Origin of the sequence: Metabacillus sp. KUDC1714, from assembly GCF_014217835.1 — a bacterium.
GTDB lineage: Bacteria > Bacillota > Bacilli > Bacillales > Bacillaceae > Metabacillus > Metabacillus rhizosphaerae.
The window spans coordinates 945,665-962,485 of the sequence record NZ_CP055263.1 but is presented as its reverse complement, the minus strand read 5'-3'; the positions used below and the strand labels follow the sequence as shown (position 1 = coordinate 962,485).

Below are 16,821 nucleotides of genomic sequence, written 5' to 3'. Positions count from 1 at the left end.
CTATGCATTTTATAATGACAAGTATATTAATGGTGTCTTTTATGAGGGTACAGTTGTACTCTCTGGATGAACATGAAAAGGAGTGGAACTTGTGGAAGCAATACATGTTGGACTTTTAGGTCTTGGAACGGTTGGAAGTGGTGTTGTTAAGATTATCGAGGATCACCAAGATAAATTAATGCACCAAGTTGGTTGTCCAGTAAAAGTTAAAAAGGTATTAGTAAAAAATATGGATAAAGAACGACAAGTCCACATTGAAAAAGAGGTCTTTACCACAAATGTAGATGATGTAATAAAAAACCCTGATATAGATGTTGTTATTGAAGTAATGGGCGGAGTAGAAGAAACTCGTCAACATTTAATTGAAGCGCTAAAAGCAAAAAAACATGTTGTTACAGCGAATAAAGATTTAATGGCAGTGTACGGAACAGAACTACTTTCGATTGCTACAGAGAATGGCTGTGACCTTTTCTATGAGGCTAGTGTAGCAGGCGGAATCCCAATTTTACGTAGCCTAGTAGATGGCTTAGCTTCAGATCGAATTACAAAAATGATGGGAATTGTTAATGGAACAACGAACTTTATTTTAACAAAAATGACGAAGCTCGGAAGTGCATATGACGAAGTTTTAAAGGAAGCTCAAGATCTTGGGTATGCGGAAGCTGATCCGACATCAGATGTAGAAGGCTTGGATGCAGCTAGAAAAATGGCCATTCTTGCTCGCTTAGGCTTTTCAATGCATGTTGACTTAGAAGATGTAAAAGTAAAAGGAATCTCAAGTGTTACTGATGATGATATTGGTTATAGCAAGCGTCTTGGCTACACAATGAAGTTAATTGGAATAGCACAAAGAGAAAATGGGAAAATAGAAGTTGCTGTTGAACCAACCTTACTACCTGAATCTCATCCATTAGCTGCTGTAAATGACGAATATAACGCAGTGTATGTTTATGGTGAAGCAGTTGGTGAAACGATGTTCTACGGTCCTGGAGCGGGAAGTCTTCCTACTGCAACATCAGTTGTATCTGATTTAGTAGGCGTTATGAAAAACATGAGACTTGATGTTAATGGAAGAAGTGCAGTTGCTCCTCAATTTGAAAAGCAGTTAAAAAGCCCAGAGCATATTTACGCACAGCATTTCTTAAGAATTACAGCGAAGGATCAAGTAGGTGCATTCTCAAATATCACATCCCTTTTCTCTGAAAGAGGAGTTAGTTTTGAGAAAATCCTTCAGCTCCCAATTAAAAATAGCAATCTAGCAGAAATTGTGATTGTTACACATAAAGCAGCTCAAAGCGATTTTGAAGAAATTTTACAACATTTAAATGACTTAGAAGTAGTAGAAGAAGTAAAAAGTACGTATCGAGTAGAAGGGAACGGTTCAATATGATGTGGAAAGGTCTTATCCAAGAATTTGCAGAGTTTTTACCAGTAACAGATAAAACACCTAAATTAACTCTTCAAGAGGGGAATACACCTCTTATCCATTTACCAAAGCTTTCTGAAAAGCTTGGAGTTGAATTATATGTGAAAACAGAAGGTACAAATCCAACTGGTTCATTTAAAGATCGTGGAATGGTAATGGCAGTGGCAAAAGCTAAAGAAGAAGGTAGTGACACAGTTATTTGTGCGTCAACTGGTAACACCTCTGCAGCGGCGGCTGCTTATGCTGCAAGAGCAAACATGAAATGTATCGTTTTAATTCCAGACGGGAAAATCGCATTTGGAAAGCTTGCACAAGCGGTTATGTATGGAGCAGAAATTTATGCGATCCAAGGCAATTTCGATCATGCACTAACAATGGTTCGAAACATAAGTGAGAAACTACCGATTACTTTAGTTAACTCGGTAAATCCATATCGAATTGAAGGCCAAAAAACTGCTGCATTTGAGGTGTGTGAACAACTCGGTAGCGCACCAGATTATCTTGCAATTCCTGTAGGAAATGCAGGTAACATCACAGCTTACTGGAAAGGTTTTAAAGAGTATAATGAAAAGAAACAAACAGGTTTACCGAAAATTCATGGCTTCCAAGCTGAAGGTGCAGCTGCTATCGTTCGTGGTGAACCAATTGAAAATCCTGAGACAGTTGCTACAGCTATTCGTATCGGAAACCCAGCAAGCTGGGAAACAGCTGTAAAAGCGAAGGAAGAGTCAAATGGTAAAATTGATTCTGTTACTGATGAAGAAATCCTAGAAGCTTATCAATTAATCGCACGTGAGGAAGGTGTATTTGCTGAACCTGGCTCTTGCGCATCAATAGCTGGCTTGATCAAGCATCGTAAATTGGGTCTTATTAAAGAAGGTAGCAAGGTTGTTGCAGTTTTAACTGGTAATGGTTTAAAAGATCCAAATACTGCGATCGATATTTCAGAAATCAAACCAATTGTTCTTCCGAATGACGAGGAAGTCTTCTTACAGCAATTAAATGGAGTTACTGTTCAATGAAAGAAGGCGACATGTTAAAAATTACGGTACCGGGTAGCACGGCCAATTTAGGACCGGGATTTGATTCTATTGGGCTTGCGCTCGGTAAATATTTAACACTTGAAGTGACAAAAGCAGATCAACTTCTTTTTATCCCAATGACTGAGCATGTTAAGGAACTACCTACAAATGAGGATAACTTAATTGCTAAGGTAGCTAATAAGACAGCTTCTAAACATAATAAAAAATTGCCAGTTTGTGAAGTAAAGGTATGGAGCGATATCCCGATGGCAAGGGGGATTGGCAGCAGTGCCTCAGCGATTATTGCTGGAATTGAGCTTGCAAATCAGCTTTGTAACCTTCAATTAACAAATGATGAGAAATTAAGAATAGCAAGCCTTGAAGAGGGTCATCCAGATAATGTTGGTGCTTCCCTTTTTGGTGGGTTAGTTGTCGGTCTTCATCAAGAGGATCAAACAGAATTAGTTTGTGTAAAGAATATAGATGTAGACACAGTTGTTGTTGTACCTAAATATGAGGTATTTACAAGTGATGCTAGAAACGTCTTACCAGAAGCACTTGACTACAAAGCAGCAGTAGAAGCAAGTGCAATTAGTAATATGTTAGTCGCTGGAATCCTTACGAACAATTGGAAGCTAGTAGGACAAATGATGAACAAAGATCTTTTTCATCAGCCGTATAGAAGTAGTTTAATCCCAGAAATTGCTGCAGTTCAAGAAAAGATACGTGATCTAGGTGCATACGGTTCAGCCCTTAGCGGTGCAGGTCCTACGGTTATTTGTTTCGTTGAAAAAGGAAAAGGTGACTATTTAGCTGAAAAATTGGCAAGTGAGTTTTCAAACTGTGATGTTGAGCGTCTAGACATTGACTTTGAAGGCTGTAGAGTAGAGCAGGTTAAAGAAGTGAAAAGTGTATAATAAAGATTGTGAAAAAACTGGTTGAAACATCAGCCAGTTTTTCTAATAAAAGAAAAGGACTAACCACTTGGCTAGTCCTTTCCTTTATTAAAATACCTGTTCTACTTCTATAACACCTGGTACTTCCTCTAATAAAGCACGTTCAATACCAGCCTTTAATGTGATTGTTGAACTAGGGCAGCTTCCACAAGCACCTAATAGGCGAAGCTTTACAATGCCGTCTTCTACATCTACTAATTCACAATCTCCTCCATCACGAAGTAAGAATGGACGCAGTTTATCTAATACTTCTTGAACTTGTTCAATCATTACTGTTTCAGTCATACAAATCGACTCCTTTCCTTATTTTATATTATATTTGAAATGTCGTGAAAAATCTAATCGAAAGATTGGATATAATAAAACTTAATACAGCTTATTTTATCATATTATTTCAATTTTAAAAATGGTACATCTAACTAACGATAAGATGGAAATCTTTCATCTAGTCGAATACAATGGAGAAAAAGAATTGTGGTGGGGATAGAATGAAATCAGTTGAGATTTGTGTATATGGGGCGGAGATTCTTTGTCCTAGCTGTGTGAATTTACCATCAGCTAAAGAAACATATGAATGGCTTGATGCAGCTTTAAAAAGAAAGTATCAGAATCAGCACTTTACAATTACCTATATTGATATTCACCAGCCTCCAAACAACCCTAAAAAGCAGGAAATGGCTGAGAAGGTATTAAATGATGAATATTTCTATCCGCTTGTTGTCATTGATGGTACGGTTGTTGGCGAAGGAAATCCGCGGTTAAAAAAGATTTATGAAACGATGGAACAACACGGGTATGAGAGTAAATAGTCAATAATAAATAAGCGGAAGTCTCAAACTTCGAGTCTTCCGCTTGTTCTATTTAACCATTATGATATTTATACATCCATAATACCCCGGATTTTAATAAACGTGGTACTCTTCCCATTAGTGGTCGATCGTTTACTAAACCAAAGCCTTGTTTTTTACCAAGAGAGCCAAGAACACCTTTAAGTTTAAATGGAGGGAATGATTCTGGAAGAGGCTCCCCATTCCATTTTTTTTGTAAGACTTGGACAATTTGTTCTGCTTGCGCTTCTGCTAGTTGAGCACTTGGGGCATGTGGAAGACTAGCACAATCACCTACGACAAATGTATCCTCATAATTTGGAATATAGTGCTGAGTCGTTAGGACGACACGACCTTGAGCATCCTTTTCAACTGGAAGGTCACGAACGATTTTATTAGGTTGAATACCTGCTGTCCAAACAATCACATCACAATCAAAGGGTTGATCATGGTTATAAACAACATTAGGTTCAACCTTTGTGATATTAGCACCATTAATGATTTCCACTCCGTGCTCAGTAAACCATCTTTCCACGTAGCTGCTTAGTCGCTCAGGGAAGCTAGCTAAGATATGCTTTCCGCGGTCAAATAACTTAATATTTAAATCCTTACGACTTTCCCTTAATTCACTAGCAAGCTCCACACCGCTAAGCCCTGCTCCAACAATTGCTACAGTAGCATCAGCATTTAAATTGTTTAATTTTTGATACGCATCACGTGATTGATCAATCGATTGGATGCTATAAGTATATTCATTTGCGCCAGGAACATTATGATACTTGTCCTCACAGCCTAATCCAATGATTAAGTCATCATAAGGAACAATTTCTTCTTCATTTATGACAACTTCTTTTTTGTCAAGATTTACAGAAGTCACTTCCCCAAACTTTGAATGGAGACGTGGATGTTCAGGAAAAGAAACACGAATGTGATGATCAGAAATTGTACCGGCTGCAAGTGCATAATACTCGGTTTTAAGACAATGATATGGATTTTTATCTATAAGTGTAATTTGAACATCTTCTGGCAAATGGTTTGGTAACAATCTAAGTAGAATTCGCATTCCACCGTAGCCACCGCCAAGAATCACTAGATTCTTCATCTACGATACCCCTTTTTCCCCACGTTTTTGATGTTGATGATATAATAAAAATCAAGAAATAATACGTTAAATAATTCAAAATTTCATAAAAAGTATAACGAATTTAAGCTGAAATCACAACACATTATCAGAAAAAGCTTTAATTAAATAGTGAGATTTACTCGTAGAACATAACTGTTAAACACAAAGATGGATTATTTAGTTAGTGTTTACAAGAAAATAATCTTTTTTCAAGAAAAAATTTCCCATCCAAGATATGTGCCTTGACCTCAATATAATAGTATAATAAAGTTTGGACGTAAGTGTTTATTCCTATGGTAATAGGGAGCAGTAGAGAGGTGTAAAAAATGAAGCCGATTATTGAGTTTTGTATAAGTAATTTAGCAAATGGAGCTCAAGCTGCATTAGAACAGCTTGAAAAAGATCCCAATTTAGATATTATCGAATATGGATGTTTAGGATATTGCGGTAAATGTAGTCATTCCCTTTATGTATTGGTTAACGGAGAAATTGTTACGGGTACAAATCCTAATGAGCTTGTTGAAAATATTTATATTTTTTTAGAAGAAAACCCAATGTTTTAATAATCAATACCGATTGGCGTATTTTCGCAACGATATAAATGTAAGGTAATGATTAGCTAAAAGTCCATTTCCTTCATAATCATAAAAAGGAGCTTTTTAATACAAGCTCCTTTTTGTCTTTATCCTAATTTCTTTTCTCGCATTTCTGCCCATCGATCCTTCGCCATTTCAACAATACCTTTTTCAATTGTTTCTTTTTGCTTTTCTATGACACGTGAGAAGTATTTTGTTGCCTGTTCTCTCATTCCGAGTCTTCTACTTAAGTCTCCAATGATATATAGGAGCTTTATTTCAGAAAGGTGTGTATCTGCAAAATCACCAATCATATAAGAGTTCACATATTCAGTAAGTGCTAATCGTAAAAAACGTTTTTCCTCTTCTAGATTTATTTTTTCTGTACGATATAGCCATGCTAATCGTAAATAGAGTCCAGCTAGCGCTATATGCTTTTCATTTTTTAGTGTGGCACAATAGATTGCCAATTTATAAGAATTAATCGCCTGTTCTAGTGAACGTTCAATACAGTAGTCCGCACCAGTCCATTTTGCACATATATTTGCTTGAATTGTGTTTAAAGTAGTGGAGGAAAATAGGATGAAAATTCTTCAGACGAAGAAAAACCACAGGTCGTACATACTTGAACATAGTATAGTAATGGGTTTTTCTTTGTGGACATATAGTATGAGCAAAAATCAGTATCATGTTTATTGGCTCTGACATATTTAGATAAAACCTTTTTTGTTGTATACTTTTCTTGACAGATCATGCATGTAACAGTTTTATTATATAAATAATCTAGTTCTTTTGTTATGTGTGACCACCATTATTTTCGTTTGATAAGTAAAGTATACCAAAAAGATAAGTAAAAAGAACTAGCTGGAATGTAAATTAAAAGAGGAAAAACAATAAAATAAAAGCCTCCTACAACGGCAGGAAGCTTTTACTTCTATAAAACGGGGGATAATTTTATTGTGTTCATATTTCCAACATTTTATACTAATAAAAATAAAATCTTTTGGAGGATAAAATGACTTTATTTAAATTCACAAAAATGCACGGACTAGGTAATAATTATATATATGTTAATCTTTTTGAGGAGCAGCTTGAAGAAGCGAAATTACCTGAAATCGCTAAACAAGTAGCAAATGTTTATACTGGAATCGGCTCTGATGGATTAATTTTAATCTGTCCTTCTGATAAGGCTGAAGTGAAAATGAGAATTTTTAATAATGATGGCTCTGAAGGTAAAAATTGTGGCAATGGTTTACGATGTGTTGCGAAATATGCTGTTGAGCATAAATTAGTATCAGATACAGAATTTAAGATTGAGACGTTATCAGGTCTTGTAGAAGCAAAAGTACAGCTTGAGAACGATCAAGTAAAATTAGTAACTGTTGATATGGGTGAACCACGATTATTAAAGTCTCAAATTCCAATGGCTGGTGATGGTAATGAAAAAACGATTAATGAAAAAATGGAATTTGACGGACAAATATATGAAGTAACAACTGTATCAATGGGAAATCCACATGTGATTTTTTATGTAGATGACATAAATCAGGCACCTGTAACAACATTAGGACCAATTGTTGAGAAGGACGAACGCTTTCAAGAAGGTGTAAATGTCGAGTTTGTACAAGTGGTATCAGAAAAAGAACTTCATTTTAGAGTATGGGAAAGAGGTTCAGGCGTAACACAAGCTTGTGGTACAGGTGCTTGTGCTGCAGTTGTTTCATCTGTTCTAAACAACTATACAAATCATGGGGAAGAAACTACCGTCCATCTAGCTGGAGGAGATTTACAAATAAAATGGACGAAGGCAGGAACTGTTTTAATGACTGGGCCAGCAGAGGTTATATGTGAAGGAACCTATTATTTGAGTGAGTGAAGACTAAGTTGTATACTAAATATATAATCATTTCATACTGAATAAGGAGGTAAACGGATGAATGATGTAGTTATAATTACAGAAGCTGCTGCTTATCAAATAAAAGATATGATGAAAGACCATGAAGAAGAAAATGCTTATCTTCGTGTAGGAGTAAAAGGTGGAGGCTGTAGTGGTCTATCCTATGGAATGGGATTTGAACACGAAATCACTGAAGAGGATCAGGTTTTAGAGCAACATGGATTAACGGTTCTGGTAAAAAAAGAAGATGCACCTATATTAAATGGAACTAAAATTGATTACAAGCAATCAATGATGGGCGGGGGCTTCACAATCGATAATCCTAATGCAATCGCTAATTGTGGTTGTGGGTCATCGTTTAGAACTGCGGCAAATACAGGTACTCCTGAAGAGTGTTAAAAGACTTACTGAAAATGGATGCCACTAATCCCTAGATAAGTAATGGAACCAGACCATCTATAACTATGAATTTTTCTATTCATAGTTATAGATGGTCTGTTTTTTTTTATGAAGGTAGGAGTTTTCATTTCTCCTATCGAATAAAGATTAAGATAATGATTAGGAGAGTGAGAAGAAATGAAAATTAAAGTTATCATGAATAGTGGCAAAGAGTACGTGGTAGTAGAAGATAGTTATTCAGTAAATGACTTTAAAAACACTCTTTACAATGAACAACCAAATGGAAGGGTACTGCATAACGGTTTCATCTATCTTGATCATGAAAAGAAAATTACGATTAACCCTACTCATATCTCCTCAATTGAAGTATTACAAGAATAAACAAGTCCGATAATAAACAAAACGACTGATCCATTTCAGTCGTTTTGTTTTATAAAAAGAATACAATTAGTTAAACAAACTTGTACTATGTAAAGGCTGGACACGTGCTTTTGGATCCATAAATGCTTTTGCATTATTAACAGCAGTTGGAGCTTCACCAAATCCGCTTGCAATAAGCTTAACCTTCCCATCATATGTACAGATGTCACCAGCTGCATAAATCCCTTCAATATTTGTTTCCATTTTAGAATTAACTATAATAGAGTTTTTCTCTATTTCTAAGCCCCAATTTTTTATAGGTCCAAGTGAAGAAACAAAGCCATAGTTAATAATTAAATCATCAATATCAACCACTACTTTACGATCTCCCTTTACTTCCTCTAACACGATCTGTTCTATGTTGTCCTCACCAATAATCTCAGTCGGAACATATGGAGTTAGAATATTTACCTTTGAATTCTTTAATAACTCTACACTATGTTCATGTGCTCTGAATTTATCTCGTCTGTGAATAAGGCTAACACTTTCTGCGATAGGTTCAAGCATAAGGGCCCAATCAACTGCGGAGTCGCCTCCACCACAAAGTGCAACACGTTTACCGGCAAATTTATTTAAATCATCTACAAAGTAATGTAAATTTTTGTTTTCATAGTTTACAGCTGTATCGAGCTCTAGTTTTCGAGGTTGGAATGCTCCATTACCTGCAGTTATGATAATTGTCTTCGTATAATGGATTTCGTTGTTTGTTGTTAGCTTAAATACACCGTCAGCCTGTTTCTCTACATGTTCAACAGCTTGCTCTAGAGCAACAGTTGGTGAAAATAGTCCCATTTGTTCTTTGAGATTATCAACGAGCTCCTGGGCTCTCACTTTAGGAAAGCCTGCGACATCATATATGTATTTTTCAGGATATAATGCGGAAAGCTGACCACCCAGTTGGGGAAGACTTTCAATGATCTTGACGCTTGCTTGTCTCATTCCGCCGTAAAAAGCAGTAAATAAACCTACAGGTCCTCCACCGATGATGGTAATATCATAAACCTTAGTATCTTCTTTCACATGTCATCCTCCTCTGTTTAGAGTATACAAAACCTATGTAGAAATCTTACCATAAGTGAATTGACTATTTCATTTACTTTTACTTGCTTGTTCTAAATATCATATGACAAAGTTTGGTTTTAGTTGTGGTGAATGTTGTTATATTTAAGGGCATTAAATAGTATTTTCCATAAAAATATAAGATTATAAAATATTTTCAGATAAATTAATACTCTTTTGTAAGAAAAAATTACTTGAAAAAATAATTTTAAATAGATAATATGGAATATAGGTGTAATTATATATTTTTTTATGTATTATCAAGGAAATATACCTTCTTTATGCGAAGGTAAGTGAATGATTTCACAAAGTTTTATCTTTCATATCAAAATAAAATGTTGTATTTCAGTGGATTATAGTAATAGACATAATTCGATTTTTACAACAATTTTAAAGAAAAGGTGGATGTTTTCGGTGAGAAAGCCAAGAGTTGTCGTATTAGGTGCAGGGTATGGTGGATTAATTACAGTAACTCGTTTACAAAAGCAAATAGGTGTAGACGAAGCAGAAATTACATTAGTGAATAAAAATGATTATCACTATGAAACAACATGGTTACATGAAGCATCAGCAGGTACTTTACATCATGATCGTGCTCGTTATCAAATCAAAGATATCATTGACAACAACCGTGTGAAATTCGTGAAAGACACAGTTGTTTCAATTGATAAAGAAGCTAAGAAAGTCGTTTTAGAAAATGGCGAAGTTGAATATGACTATTTAGTTATTTCCTTAGGTGCACACCCTGAAACGTTTGGTATCAAAGGCTTGAAGGAATTTGCTTTTGGTATCACAAGCATAGATTCTGCACGTCAATTACGTGAGCATATTGAATATCAATTTGCTACTTATAATATGGAAGCAGAGAAAAAAGACGAGCGCTTAACAATTGTAGTAGGTGGAGCTGGATTCACAGGTATCGAATTCTTAGGTGAATTAGGTAACAGAGTACCTGAGCTTTGTAAAGAGTATGATATTGATTTCAAAAAAGTACGCATTATCTGTGTTGAAGCTGCACCAACAGCATTACCAGGCTTTGATCCTGAGTTAGTTGATTATGCAGTGAACCATTTACAGAAAAAAGGTGTAGAATTTAGAATCGGTACAGCGATTAAAGAATGTATCGAAGACGGTATCATTGTTGCGAAAGATGATCAAATGGAAACAATTAAAGCTGAAACTGTCGTATGGGCAGCTGGTGTTCGCGGAAACAGTGTTGTTGAAGAAGCTGGATTCGAAAACATGCGTGGACGTGTAAAAGTTGATGGTTACTTACGTGCTCCAGGACATGATGAGGTATTCATCATTGGAGATTGCGCTTTAATTATAAACGAAGAAATTAATCGCCCTTACCCACCAACAGCACAAATTGCGATGCAACAAGGAGAAGTTTGTGCTAAAAACTTAGCAGTTGCAATTCGCGAGCGTGGGGAAATGGGTACATTCACACCAGATATTAAAGGTTCTGTTGCATCTTTAGGCGAAAATGATGCAGTTGGAGTAGTATTCGGTAAAAAATTAGTAGGAACGAAAGCATCATTCATGAAAAAAGTAATTGATAACCGTGCATTATTAATGGTTGGTGGACCTACATTAGTATTGAAAAAAGGTAAATTTAACTTATTATAAGAACAAAAGCGCAAGCGCCTTGATCAGCCTCGGGCAATAAGATGATTTAGAATAGAAGGCGTTCTTTGCCTTCAATTCTAAATTAGCTAGACCCTAGAGGGGCTAGGCGCTGGAGCTGGATGTCGTGCGCTTATTCACAGTTCAAGAATTTTATAATTTCTTAAACGATTATAAAACGGTTTTATGATGAAAAAGGGACAAGAGCTAAGTGCTTTTGTCTTTTTTTACATGGTAACTAAAGGGGGAAAACAATGACATGACACAGTCAAAGCGGGGAAACGTGTGGTTAGCTGTATCCGGTATTGTTCGGAATGAACAAAATGAATGGCTTGTTGTTAAGAAAAAATACGGTGGGCTAAAAGGAAATTGGTCCTTACCAGCAGGCTTTGTTGAACAAGGAGAAACAATAGATGAGGCGGTTCTTAGAGAAATTCAAGAAGAAACAGGAATAATGAGTAAAGTTGAAGGAGTTATTGGCATTCGTTCTGGAGTAATTAAAGATGTGATTAGTGATAACATGATCATTTTTACCCTTAGAGCCACAACAAATGCTATTACTGTTCAAACAGATGAGCTCGAGGATGTAGCATTTATCGATCCTCAAATACTCCTTCATGATCCAGCTTCCTCTTTGTTGCTTAAGAGTTTTGCTAAAGCATCCTTTGAAACAGAGCTGAAAAAATATGATCACTATAATCCTGGCGATCATTTTGGTTACCGTGCTTATACCCTATTTTTATAATTTTCTTAATTATATGAAAAAACTAGCTAATTAAAGAAAAACCTAAATGTATTCGCTTACATGAATAACAACGTAAGATTATCTCCCTTTTAAATTGTCAGAATAATTGATATATTAATAGGACCATTAACTAAAGGAGAGACATTTATGAATACAACAACTGAAGTTGAAACAAAAGAATGTCCTTATTGCACTGGAAAAGGCTATTTTCAGTTACTATTAGGTGGATCTGAAACTTGTAATAGCTGTGAGGGAACTGGGAAGAAGTCATAAAACGTTCACTGAGTTGGCATTGACTGTCTATCGTTAGTTCAGTACACTAAAATAGGTGTAATGGAGGTGATAGGCATGTTAAGCTTACCGGTTTTATTAATTTCAATGCTTTTATTTTTAGTTTTATTTTTTGGAATTGGATTTTTATTAAATATGCTTTTACGAATGTCTTGGATCATGGCAATTGTGTATCCTATTGTTTGTATTTTTATTATAGATAATGTTAGGTTTATCGAATATTTTCAAAGTCCTAGTGAATCCTTTGCTGCTTTGGGCAATAAAATTGTTTCATTAGCGCTTGCAGATATACTTATTTTAGCTTGTGGCCTGTTTGGAGCGATCATTTCTGGAGTTGTTATTAAAATGCTCCGTAAAAGAGGGTACCAAATGTTTTAGGTGAATCTTTTTATACTTAAATGAGAAGTCTGACACTTTAGGGTGACAGGCTTTTTTGTGTTTTCTATTTTGAGTATTTACTTAGAAATTCCTCCTTTATTATTAAAGATTTTAGTGGACGCTTTTAAACTGTTAATATATGTATTTTTCCTGTTTGTGAATATTCTCTCTCTAATGTGGGAACGAATAGATTTGTGAGAGGAGTGAATAGGAAATAAATGATAAGTATAAAGAGAGTTAGTAAAAGGATGTTTATGGCCTTATTATTTTTAGGGGCATTAACAACAACGTTTGAAGCGATATCAGGTGTAGAAGCAGAGGACGTTAAGAACTGGTACGATCTTAAAGTTTCAAGTTCAAGTGAAACCCTCGATCATGTAAATGTAAATGAGGATGATGATTCCTTCAGAGTTTTAGGGTTAACGTTTAAATCAATGAATAATGAACCAACTATTGAAACACAGGTTTCCTCAAGTGTTGAAACAATTAATCACGATGTATCACTTGAAGATGCTTTTGATTGGTCTCAGTATCCTACAAAAAAAGTTATCGCAACAGGTTATACAGCAGGTGTAGAATCTACTGGTAAATATCCCAACCATCCAAGTTATGGAATTACATATTCAGGTGTAAAAGTAAAACGTGATTTATACTCGACTGTTGCTGCAGATACAAGTGTATTTCCGATTGGGACTATTCTTTTTATTCCAGGATATGGTTATGGAGTCGTGGCAGATATAGGCGGTGCAATAAAAGGTAATAGATTAGATCTCTATTATGAGACGGTAACAGACGTATACAATAATTGGGGGAAGAAGCAATTAGATGTATATGTTGTGAAAATGGGCGAAGGTAAATTAACGGAAGAACAATTAGAGCGTTTGAATGAAGAGGAATCAATGCAAGTTTTTAGGCAAAAGTATATAAAAAGTAAAACAAAAAGCTAGTATTGCCTACTAGCTTTTTGTTTTATTACGTTTCTATTGGATGAGATGCTGGGAAATAGTCTGGATGTAATAAGTATGAGAGCTTTTGTAAACCAACAAGCAAACGAGGAGAGGGTCTACAGAATAATGATTCTTCAAGTAAATGAATTTGATCATTTTGTACAGCTTGTAAGTCAGCTGCGTCTTTTCTCTTCATAACATGCTCACGCTTCATTCTAGATTGCTTTACACCAACCCATGATAAGCAGATATGCTCTGGATTTCTAGCGACAACATCCTCCCATGTTGTTTGCACACTAGCAAGTTCAACATCATCAAAAATATTTCGAGCCCCTGCTAATTGACTTAGTTCAGTTAGCCAGTTGACTTTTCCTGGAGTGAAAATCGGATTTGGCCACCATTCAAAGTAGATTGTCTTAGGTTGGTGGATCGTAGCAGCTATGTTTCGATATGTATCAAGAGTGTTGTTAAATGTTTCAATTGCAAGTGTCGTTTCTTTCCTGTTTCCAATGATATCTCCTAATGTTTGAAGATTTTCTGCGATATCTTGGAATGTTTGTGGATCAAATACAATATGAGGGATATTTCGATTCTTTAAAGCTTCTACGTTTTTCTCCATACCAGGAACACTAAGGGACGCCAGCACTAAGTCTGGTTTATAAGTTTCGAGAAGATCCATATTAATTGAAAGGTCAGGTCCTAATCTTGGAAGCTGACAAAGCTCTTCTGGCCAATCAGAAAAGTCATCTAATGCTACGAGGTTATCTTTTAAACCGAGATATACAGCTAGCTCTGTGTTGCTAGGACAAATTGAAATTAGTTTCATTTAGATCCTCCTACTGGCAAAACTAAAATTATGTAATCAAGCCATCACAAAAATGAAGTATAAACAAAGTGACAAAACAATACCTGTTAATCCACCGAAGAAAACTTCAATTGGCTGGTGCCCAAGGAGTTCCTTTAGCTTTTTTTGCTTCTCTTTTTCAGCTTGTTGCGGCCAAACCTTTGCTTCTTCAACAAATCTATTAAAATCAAGGACAAGCTGATTTAAAACAGTTGCTTGTTCTCCAGCGTGTCTTCTTACTCCTGTTGCATCAAACATAGTAATAATAGCAAAAACAGCTGAGATAGCAAAGATTGAAGAGTCAAGCCCATGATCAAGTGCAACCCCTGTTGAAAGGGCAGTAACTGCTGCTGAATGAGAGCTAGGCATTCCACCTGTGCTTGTCACAAGGGACCAATCCCATTTTTTTGTAGCGATAAATTGAATAGGTACTTTTACGAATTGTGCAAAGAAGATTGCTGCTAAAGATGAAAGTAAAGGGAAATTATAAAATAATTCCAAAGTGTCTACCCCTCTCATTGATGTGAATGCTCAGGATTGCGCTTCCATTTCAAAAGCTGTTTTGTTCTGATACAATACAGTATGTATTCATTAGGTAAGGTTTGAGCTCTTTGTATACAGTGGTATATAAGCTGCTAAAATGAAAGTGTGAAAAAGATTTTCTTCATTATAGCACATCTTGGTAATGTTCTCAGACATCATTATTTGTCTTTTCACTAAAAATGGAGGTGTTGTAAATGTTTAATGTACATAATCAATTAGAACTGAATGAAAAGCATGAAACACTTGTGATTGGATTATATCAACAAAACAGTAAACTATCAGGACTAGCTGCTGAATTAGATAACCAATTGGATGGGCAAATTACTGAATTAATGAAAGCTGGGGACCTATCTACAAAGCGAAAGTTGATTACTAAAGTACATACCCTTGGAAGGCTAACGATAAAACGTATATATTTTGTTGGATTAGGAAAAGAAAAGGAAATAAAATTCGATTCAATAAGAGAAGTATTCGGAACCTTATTTAAAGCGATTCAGGACGCAAAAATACAGGATGTCACAATTGCGTTAGACACGTTCGTTACAGATAATGTGGATCAAAGTGAAGCTGCCCATGCACTAGCAGAGGCATTTGCATTATCTACATACAAAATAATCGATTACAAACAGAAAGCAAATGATCCTGAAAAGAACATTGAAAAGATTCATGTTGTAGCAAATACAGAAGAGATGGATGAGATTAAATCAGGATTAGAGGTTGGCTATGCGTTTGGTATGGGGACAAATAGTGCAAGAACCTTAACAAATATGCCTCCGAATCTATTAACAGCAACAGAACTTGCCGCATACTCAATTGAGTTAGCGGAAAAGTATCAGTTTGAAGTTGAAATTCTAGAGAAGGAAGAAATGGAGCGGCTTGGAATGGGAGCATTACTCGCCGTGAATAAAGGTTCTGAAGAACCCCCAAAGATGATTGTTTTAAAATATCAAGGAAAAGAAGAGTGGACCGACGTCATCGGCTTAGTCGGAAAAGGAATTACTTATGATACAGGCGGTTATTCAATTAAACCGAAGGATGGCATTGTCGGCATGAAAACCGATATGGGTGGAGCTGCAGCAGTACTAGGGGCAATGGAGATCATTGGGGAAATTAAGCCAGAGCAAAATGTTGTAGCTGTTATTCCTTCAACAGACAATATGATTAGTGGTGGAGCTTTTAAACCTGATGATGTCATCGTTTCATTAAGTGGAAAAACAATTGAAGTATTAAACACAGATGCAGAAGGTCGTTTAGCTCTTGCAGATGGTATTACATATGCCAAGCATCATGGTGCTGATTATTTAGTTGACATTGCAACTCTCACAGGTGGAGTGATCATAGCATTAGGGACTGAGACAACAGGTGCAATGACAAATAATGAAGAATTGTTTGAACAAGTGCTACAAGCATCACATGAATGTACTGAGCCAATCTGGCGCCTGCCAATTACTGAAAAAGACAAAAAGCGCGTTCGAAATAGCAAGATGGCAGACTTAAATAATTCACCTGGACGAGAAGGTCATGCCATCATGGCAGGAACCTTTATAGGAGAGTTTGCTGAGAGTACGCCATGGGTACATTTAGATATTGCTGGTACAGCTACCACCTCTAAAGATAGTGATCTTGGTCCAGAAGGTGCAACAGGGGTAATGGCAAGAACACTAGCAGCATTTGTAGAGCGGTTTGAAAAAGGTAAATAAGTAACAGACAAGGAATCGGCTGGAATGGTCGGTTCTTTGGTTT

The 16,821-nt window shown here is 36.0% G+C and carries 19 protein-coding genes and 1 pseudogene; 14 read left to right on the top strand and 6 right to left on the bottom strand.

What is annotated here, in order from left to right; translation table 11 throughout:
- Nucleotides 1-91: 91 nt before the first annotated feature.
- Genes HUW50_RS04705 through thrB form a run of 3 tightly spaced genes read left to right on the top strand, consistent with a single transcriptional unit; the run spans nt 92 to nt 3,365 of the window.
- On the top strand, nt 92-1,390 hold the full coding sequence (locus HUW50_RS04705) for a homoserine dehydrogenase (protein ID WP_066330353.1): 1,299 nt from the start codon (nt 92-94) through the stop codon (nt 1,388-1,390).
- A complete protein-coding gene (gene thrC / locus HUW50_RS04700) occupies nt 1,390-2,448 on the top strand; it encodes a threonine synthase (protein ID WP_066330373.1) in 1,059 nt (352 codons plus the stop codon). The genes HUW50_RS04705 and thrC overlap by 1 nt, the downstream gene beginning before the upstream one ends.
- Nucleotides 2,445-3,365, top strand: coding sequence for a homoserine kinase (thrB, locus tag HUW50_RS04695; RefSeq protein WP_066330352.1), 921 nt, complete (start codon nt 2,445-2,447; stop codon nt 3,363-3,365). Before thrC ends, thrB begins: the two co-directional genes overlap by 4 nt.
- Before the next feature lie 87 nt (nt 3,366-3,452).
- On the opposite strand, the gene HUW50_RS04690 is transcribed toward thrB, so the two are convergent.
- Nucleotides 3,453-3,689, bottom strand: a complete 237-nt coding sequence (locus tag HUW50_RS04690) for a NifU family protein (protein WP_066330351.1) — start codon at nt 3,687-3,689, stop codon at nt 3,453-3,455.
- Nucleotides 3,690-3,892: 203 nt separating this feature from the next.
- On the opposite strand from HUW50_RS04690, the gene HUW50_RS04685 reads away from it, so the two are divergent.
- Nucleotides 3,893-4,213, top strand: coding sequence for a YuzD family protein (locus HUW50_RS04685; RefSeq protein ID WP_066330350.1), 321 nt, complete (start codon nt 3,893-3,895; stop codon nt 4,211-4,213).
- A gap of 52 nt (nt 4,214-4,265) precedes the next feature.
- On the opposite strand, the gene HUW50_RS04680 is transcribed toward HUW50_RS04685, so the two are convergent.
- On the bottom strand, nt 4,266-5,333 hold the full coding sequence (locus HUW50_RS04680) for an NAD(P)/FAD-dependent oxidoreductase (RefSeq protein WP_066330349.1): 1,068 nt from the start codon (nt 5,331-5,333) through the stop codon (nt 4,266-4,268).
- 347 nt (nt 5,334-5,680) lie between these two features.
- On the opposite strand from HUW50_RS04680, the gene HUW50_RS04675 reads away from it, so the two are divergent.
- Nucleotides 5,681-5,917, top strand: coding sequence for a YuzB family protein (locus tag HUW50_RS04675; protein WP_066330348.1), 237 nt, complete (start codon nt 5,681-5,683; stop codon nt 5,915-5,917).
- Nucleotides 5,918-6,036: 119 nt separating this feature from the next.
- On the opposite strand, the pseudogene HUW50_RS04670 reads toward HUW50_RS04675, so the two are convergent.
- Nucleotides 6,037-6,683: pseudogene (locus HUW50_RS04670) on the bottom strand (DUF2225 domain-containing protein).
- A 261-nt stretch (nt 6,684-6,944) separates the two neighbouring features.
- On the opposite strand from HUW50_RS04670, the gene dapF reads away from it, so the two are divergent.
- The 3 genes from dapF to HUW50_RS04655 all read left to right on the top strand — a co-directional run bounded on the left by dapF (nt 6,945) and on the right by HUW50_RS04655 (nt 8,606).
- A complete protein-coding gene (gene dapF, locus HUW50_RS04665) occupies nt 6,945-7,805 on the top strand; it encodes a diaminopimelate epimerase (RefSeq protein ID WP_185653734.1) in 861 nt (286 codons plus the stop codon).
- Nucleotides 7,806-7,862: 57 nt separating this feature from the next.
- On the top strand, nt 7,863-8,225 hold the full coding sequence (locus tag HUW50_RS04660) for a HesB/IscA family protein (RefSeq protein ID WP_066330346.1): 363 nt from the start codon (nt 7,863-7,865) through the stop codon (nt 8,223-8,225).
- 177 nt (nt 8,226-8,402) lie between these two features.
- The gene (locus HUW50_RS04655; RefSeq protein ID WP_066330345.1) at nt 8,403-8,606 is read left to right on the top strand and encodes a hypothetical protein; all 204 of its coding nucleotides are present in this window, start codon (nt 8,403-8,405) and stop codon (nt 8,604-8,606) included.
- A 66-nt stretch (nt 8,607-8,672) separates the two neighbouring features.
- Here the strand turns inward: HUW50_RS04655 and yumC are convergent, their stop codons facing one another.
- Nucleotides 8,673-9,665: a ferredoxin--NADP reductase 2 gene (yumC, locus tag HUW50_RS04650; protein WP_066330344.1), complete on the bottom strand. Its 993-nt coding sequence runs from the start codon at nt 9,663-9,665 to the stop codon at nt 8,673-8,675.
- Between the two features lie 444 nt (nt 9,666-10,109).
- Here yumC and HUW50_RS04645 point away from each other — a divergent pair, with 444 nt between their 5' ends.
- From HUW50_RS04645 to HUW50_RS04625, 5 genes are all read left to right on the top strand, one after another.
- Nucleotides 10,110-11,333 carry an NAD(P)/FAD-dependent oxidoreductase gene (locus HUW50_RS04645; protein ID WP_083964562.1) on the top strand — a complete coding sequence of 408 codons (1,224 nt, stop codon included), beginning with the start codon at nt 10,110-10,112 and terminating at the stop codon, nt 11,331-11,333.
- Nucleotides 11,334-11,589: 256 nt separating this feature from the next.
- On the top strand, nt 11,590-12,075 hold the full coding sequence (locus tag HUW50_RS04640) for an NUDIX domain-containing protein (protein ID WP_066330342.1): 486 nt from the start codon (nt 11,590-11,592) through the stop codon (nt 12,073-12,075).
- A 147-nt stretch (nt 12,076-12,222) separates the two neighbouring features.
- Complete coding sequence (locus HUW50_RS04635) at nt 12,223-12,348, top strand: YuiA family protein (RefSeq protein WP_185653733.1); 126 nt, start codon at nt 12,223-12,225, stop codon at nt 12,346-12,348.
- A 75-nt stretch (nt 12,349-12,423) separates the two neighbouring features.
- A complete protein-coding gene (locus HUW50_RS04630) occupies nt 12,424-12,744 on the top strand; it encodes a YuiB family protein (protein ID WP_066330341.1) in 321 nt (106 codons plus the stop codon).
- Nucleotides 12,745-12,962: 218 nt separating this feature from the next.
- Nucleotides 12,963-13,691 (top strand): 3D domain-containing protein, encoded by a 729-nt coding sequence (locus HUW50_RS04625; RefSeq protein ID WP_066330340.1) that lies wholly within the window; start codon nt 12,963-12,965, stop codon nt 13,689-13,691.
- A gap of 25 nt (nt 13,692-13,716) precedes the next feature.
- Here the strand turns inward: HUW50_RS04625 and HUW50_RS04620 are convergent, their stop codons facing one another.
- Nucleotides 13,717-14,517 (bottom strand): cobalamin-binding protein, encoded by an 801-nt coding sequence (locus tag HUW50_RS04620; RefSeq protein ID WP_066330339.1) that lies wholly within the window; start codon nt 14,515-14,517, stop codon nt 13,717-13,719.
- Between the two features lie 36 nt (nt 14,518-14,553).
- Complete coding sequence (locus HUW50_RS04615) at nt 14,554-15,036, bottom strand: divergent PAP2 family protein (protein ID WP_066330338.1); 483 nt, start codon at nt 15,034-15,036, stop codon at nt 14,554-14,556.
- A gap of 236 nt (nt 15,037-15,272) precedes the next feature.
- Here HUW50_RS04615 and HUW50_RS04610 point away from each other — a divergent pair, with 236 nt between their 5' ends.
- Nucleotides 15,273-16,778: a leucyl aminopeptidase gene (locus HUW50_RS04610; RefSeq protein ID WP_185653732.1), complete on the top strand. Its 1,506-nt coding sequence runs from the start codon at nt 15,273-15,275 to the stop codon at nt 16,776-16,778.
- Nucleotides 16,779-16,821 lie beyond the last annotated feature (43 nt).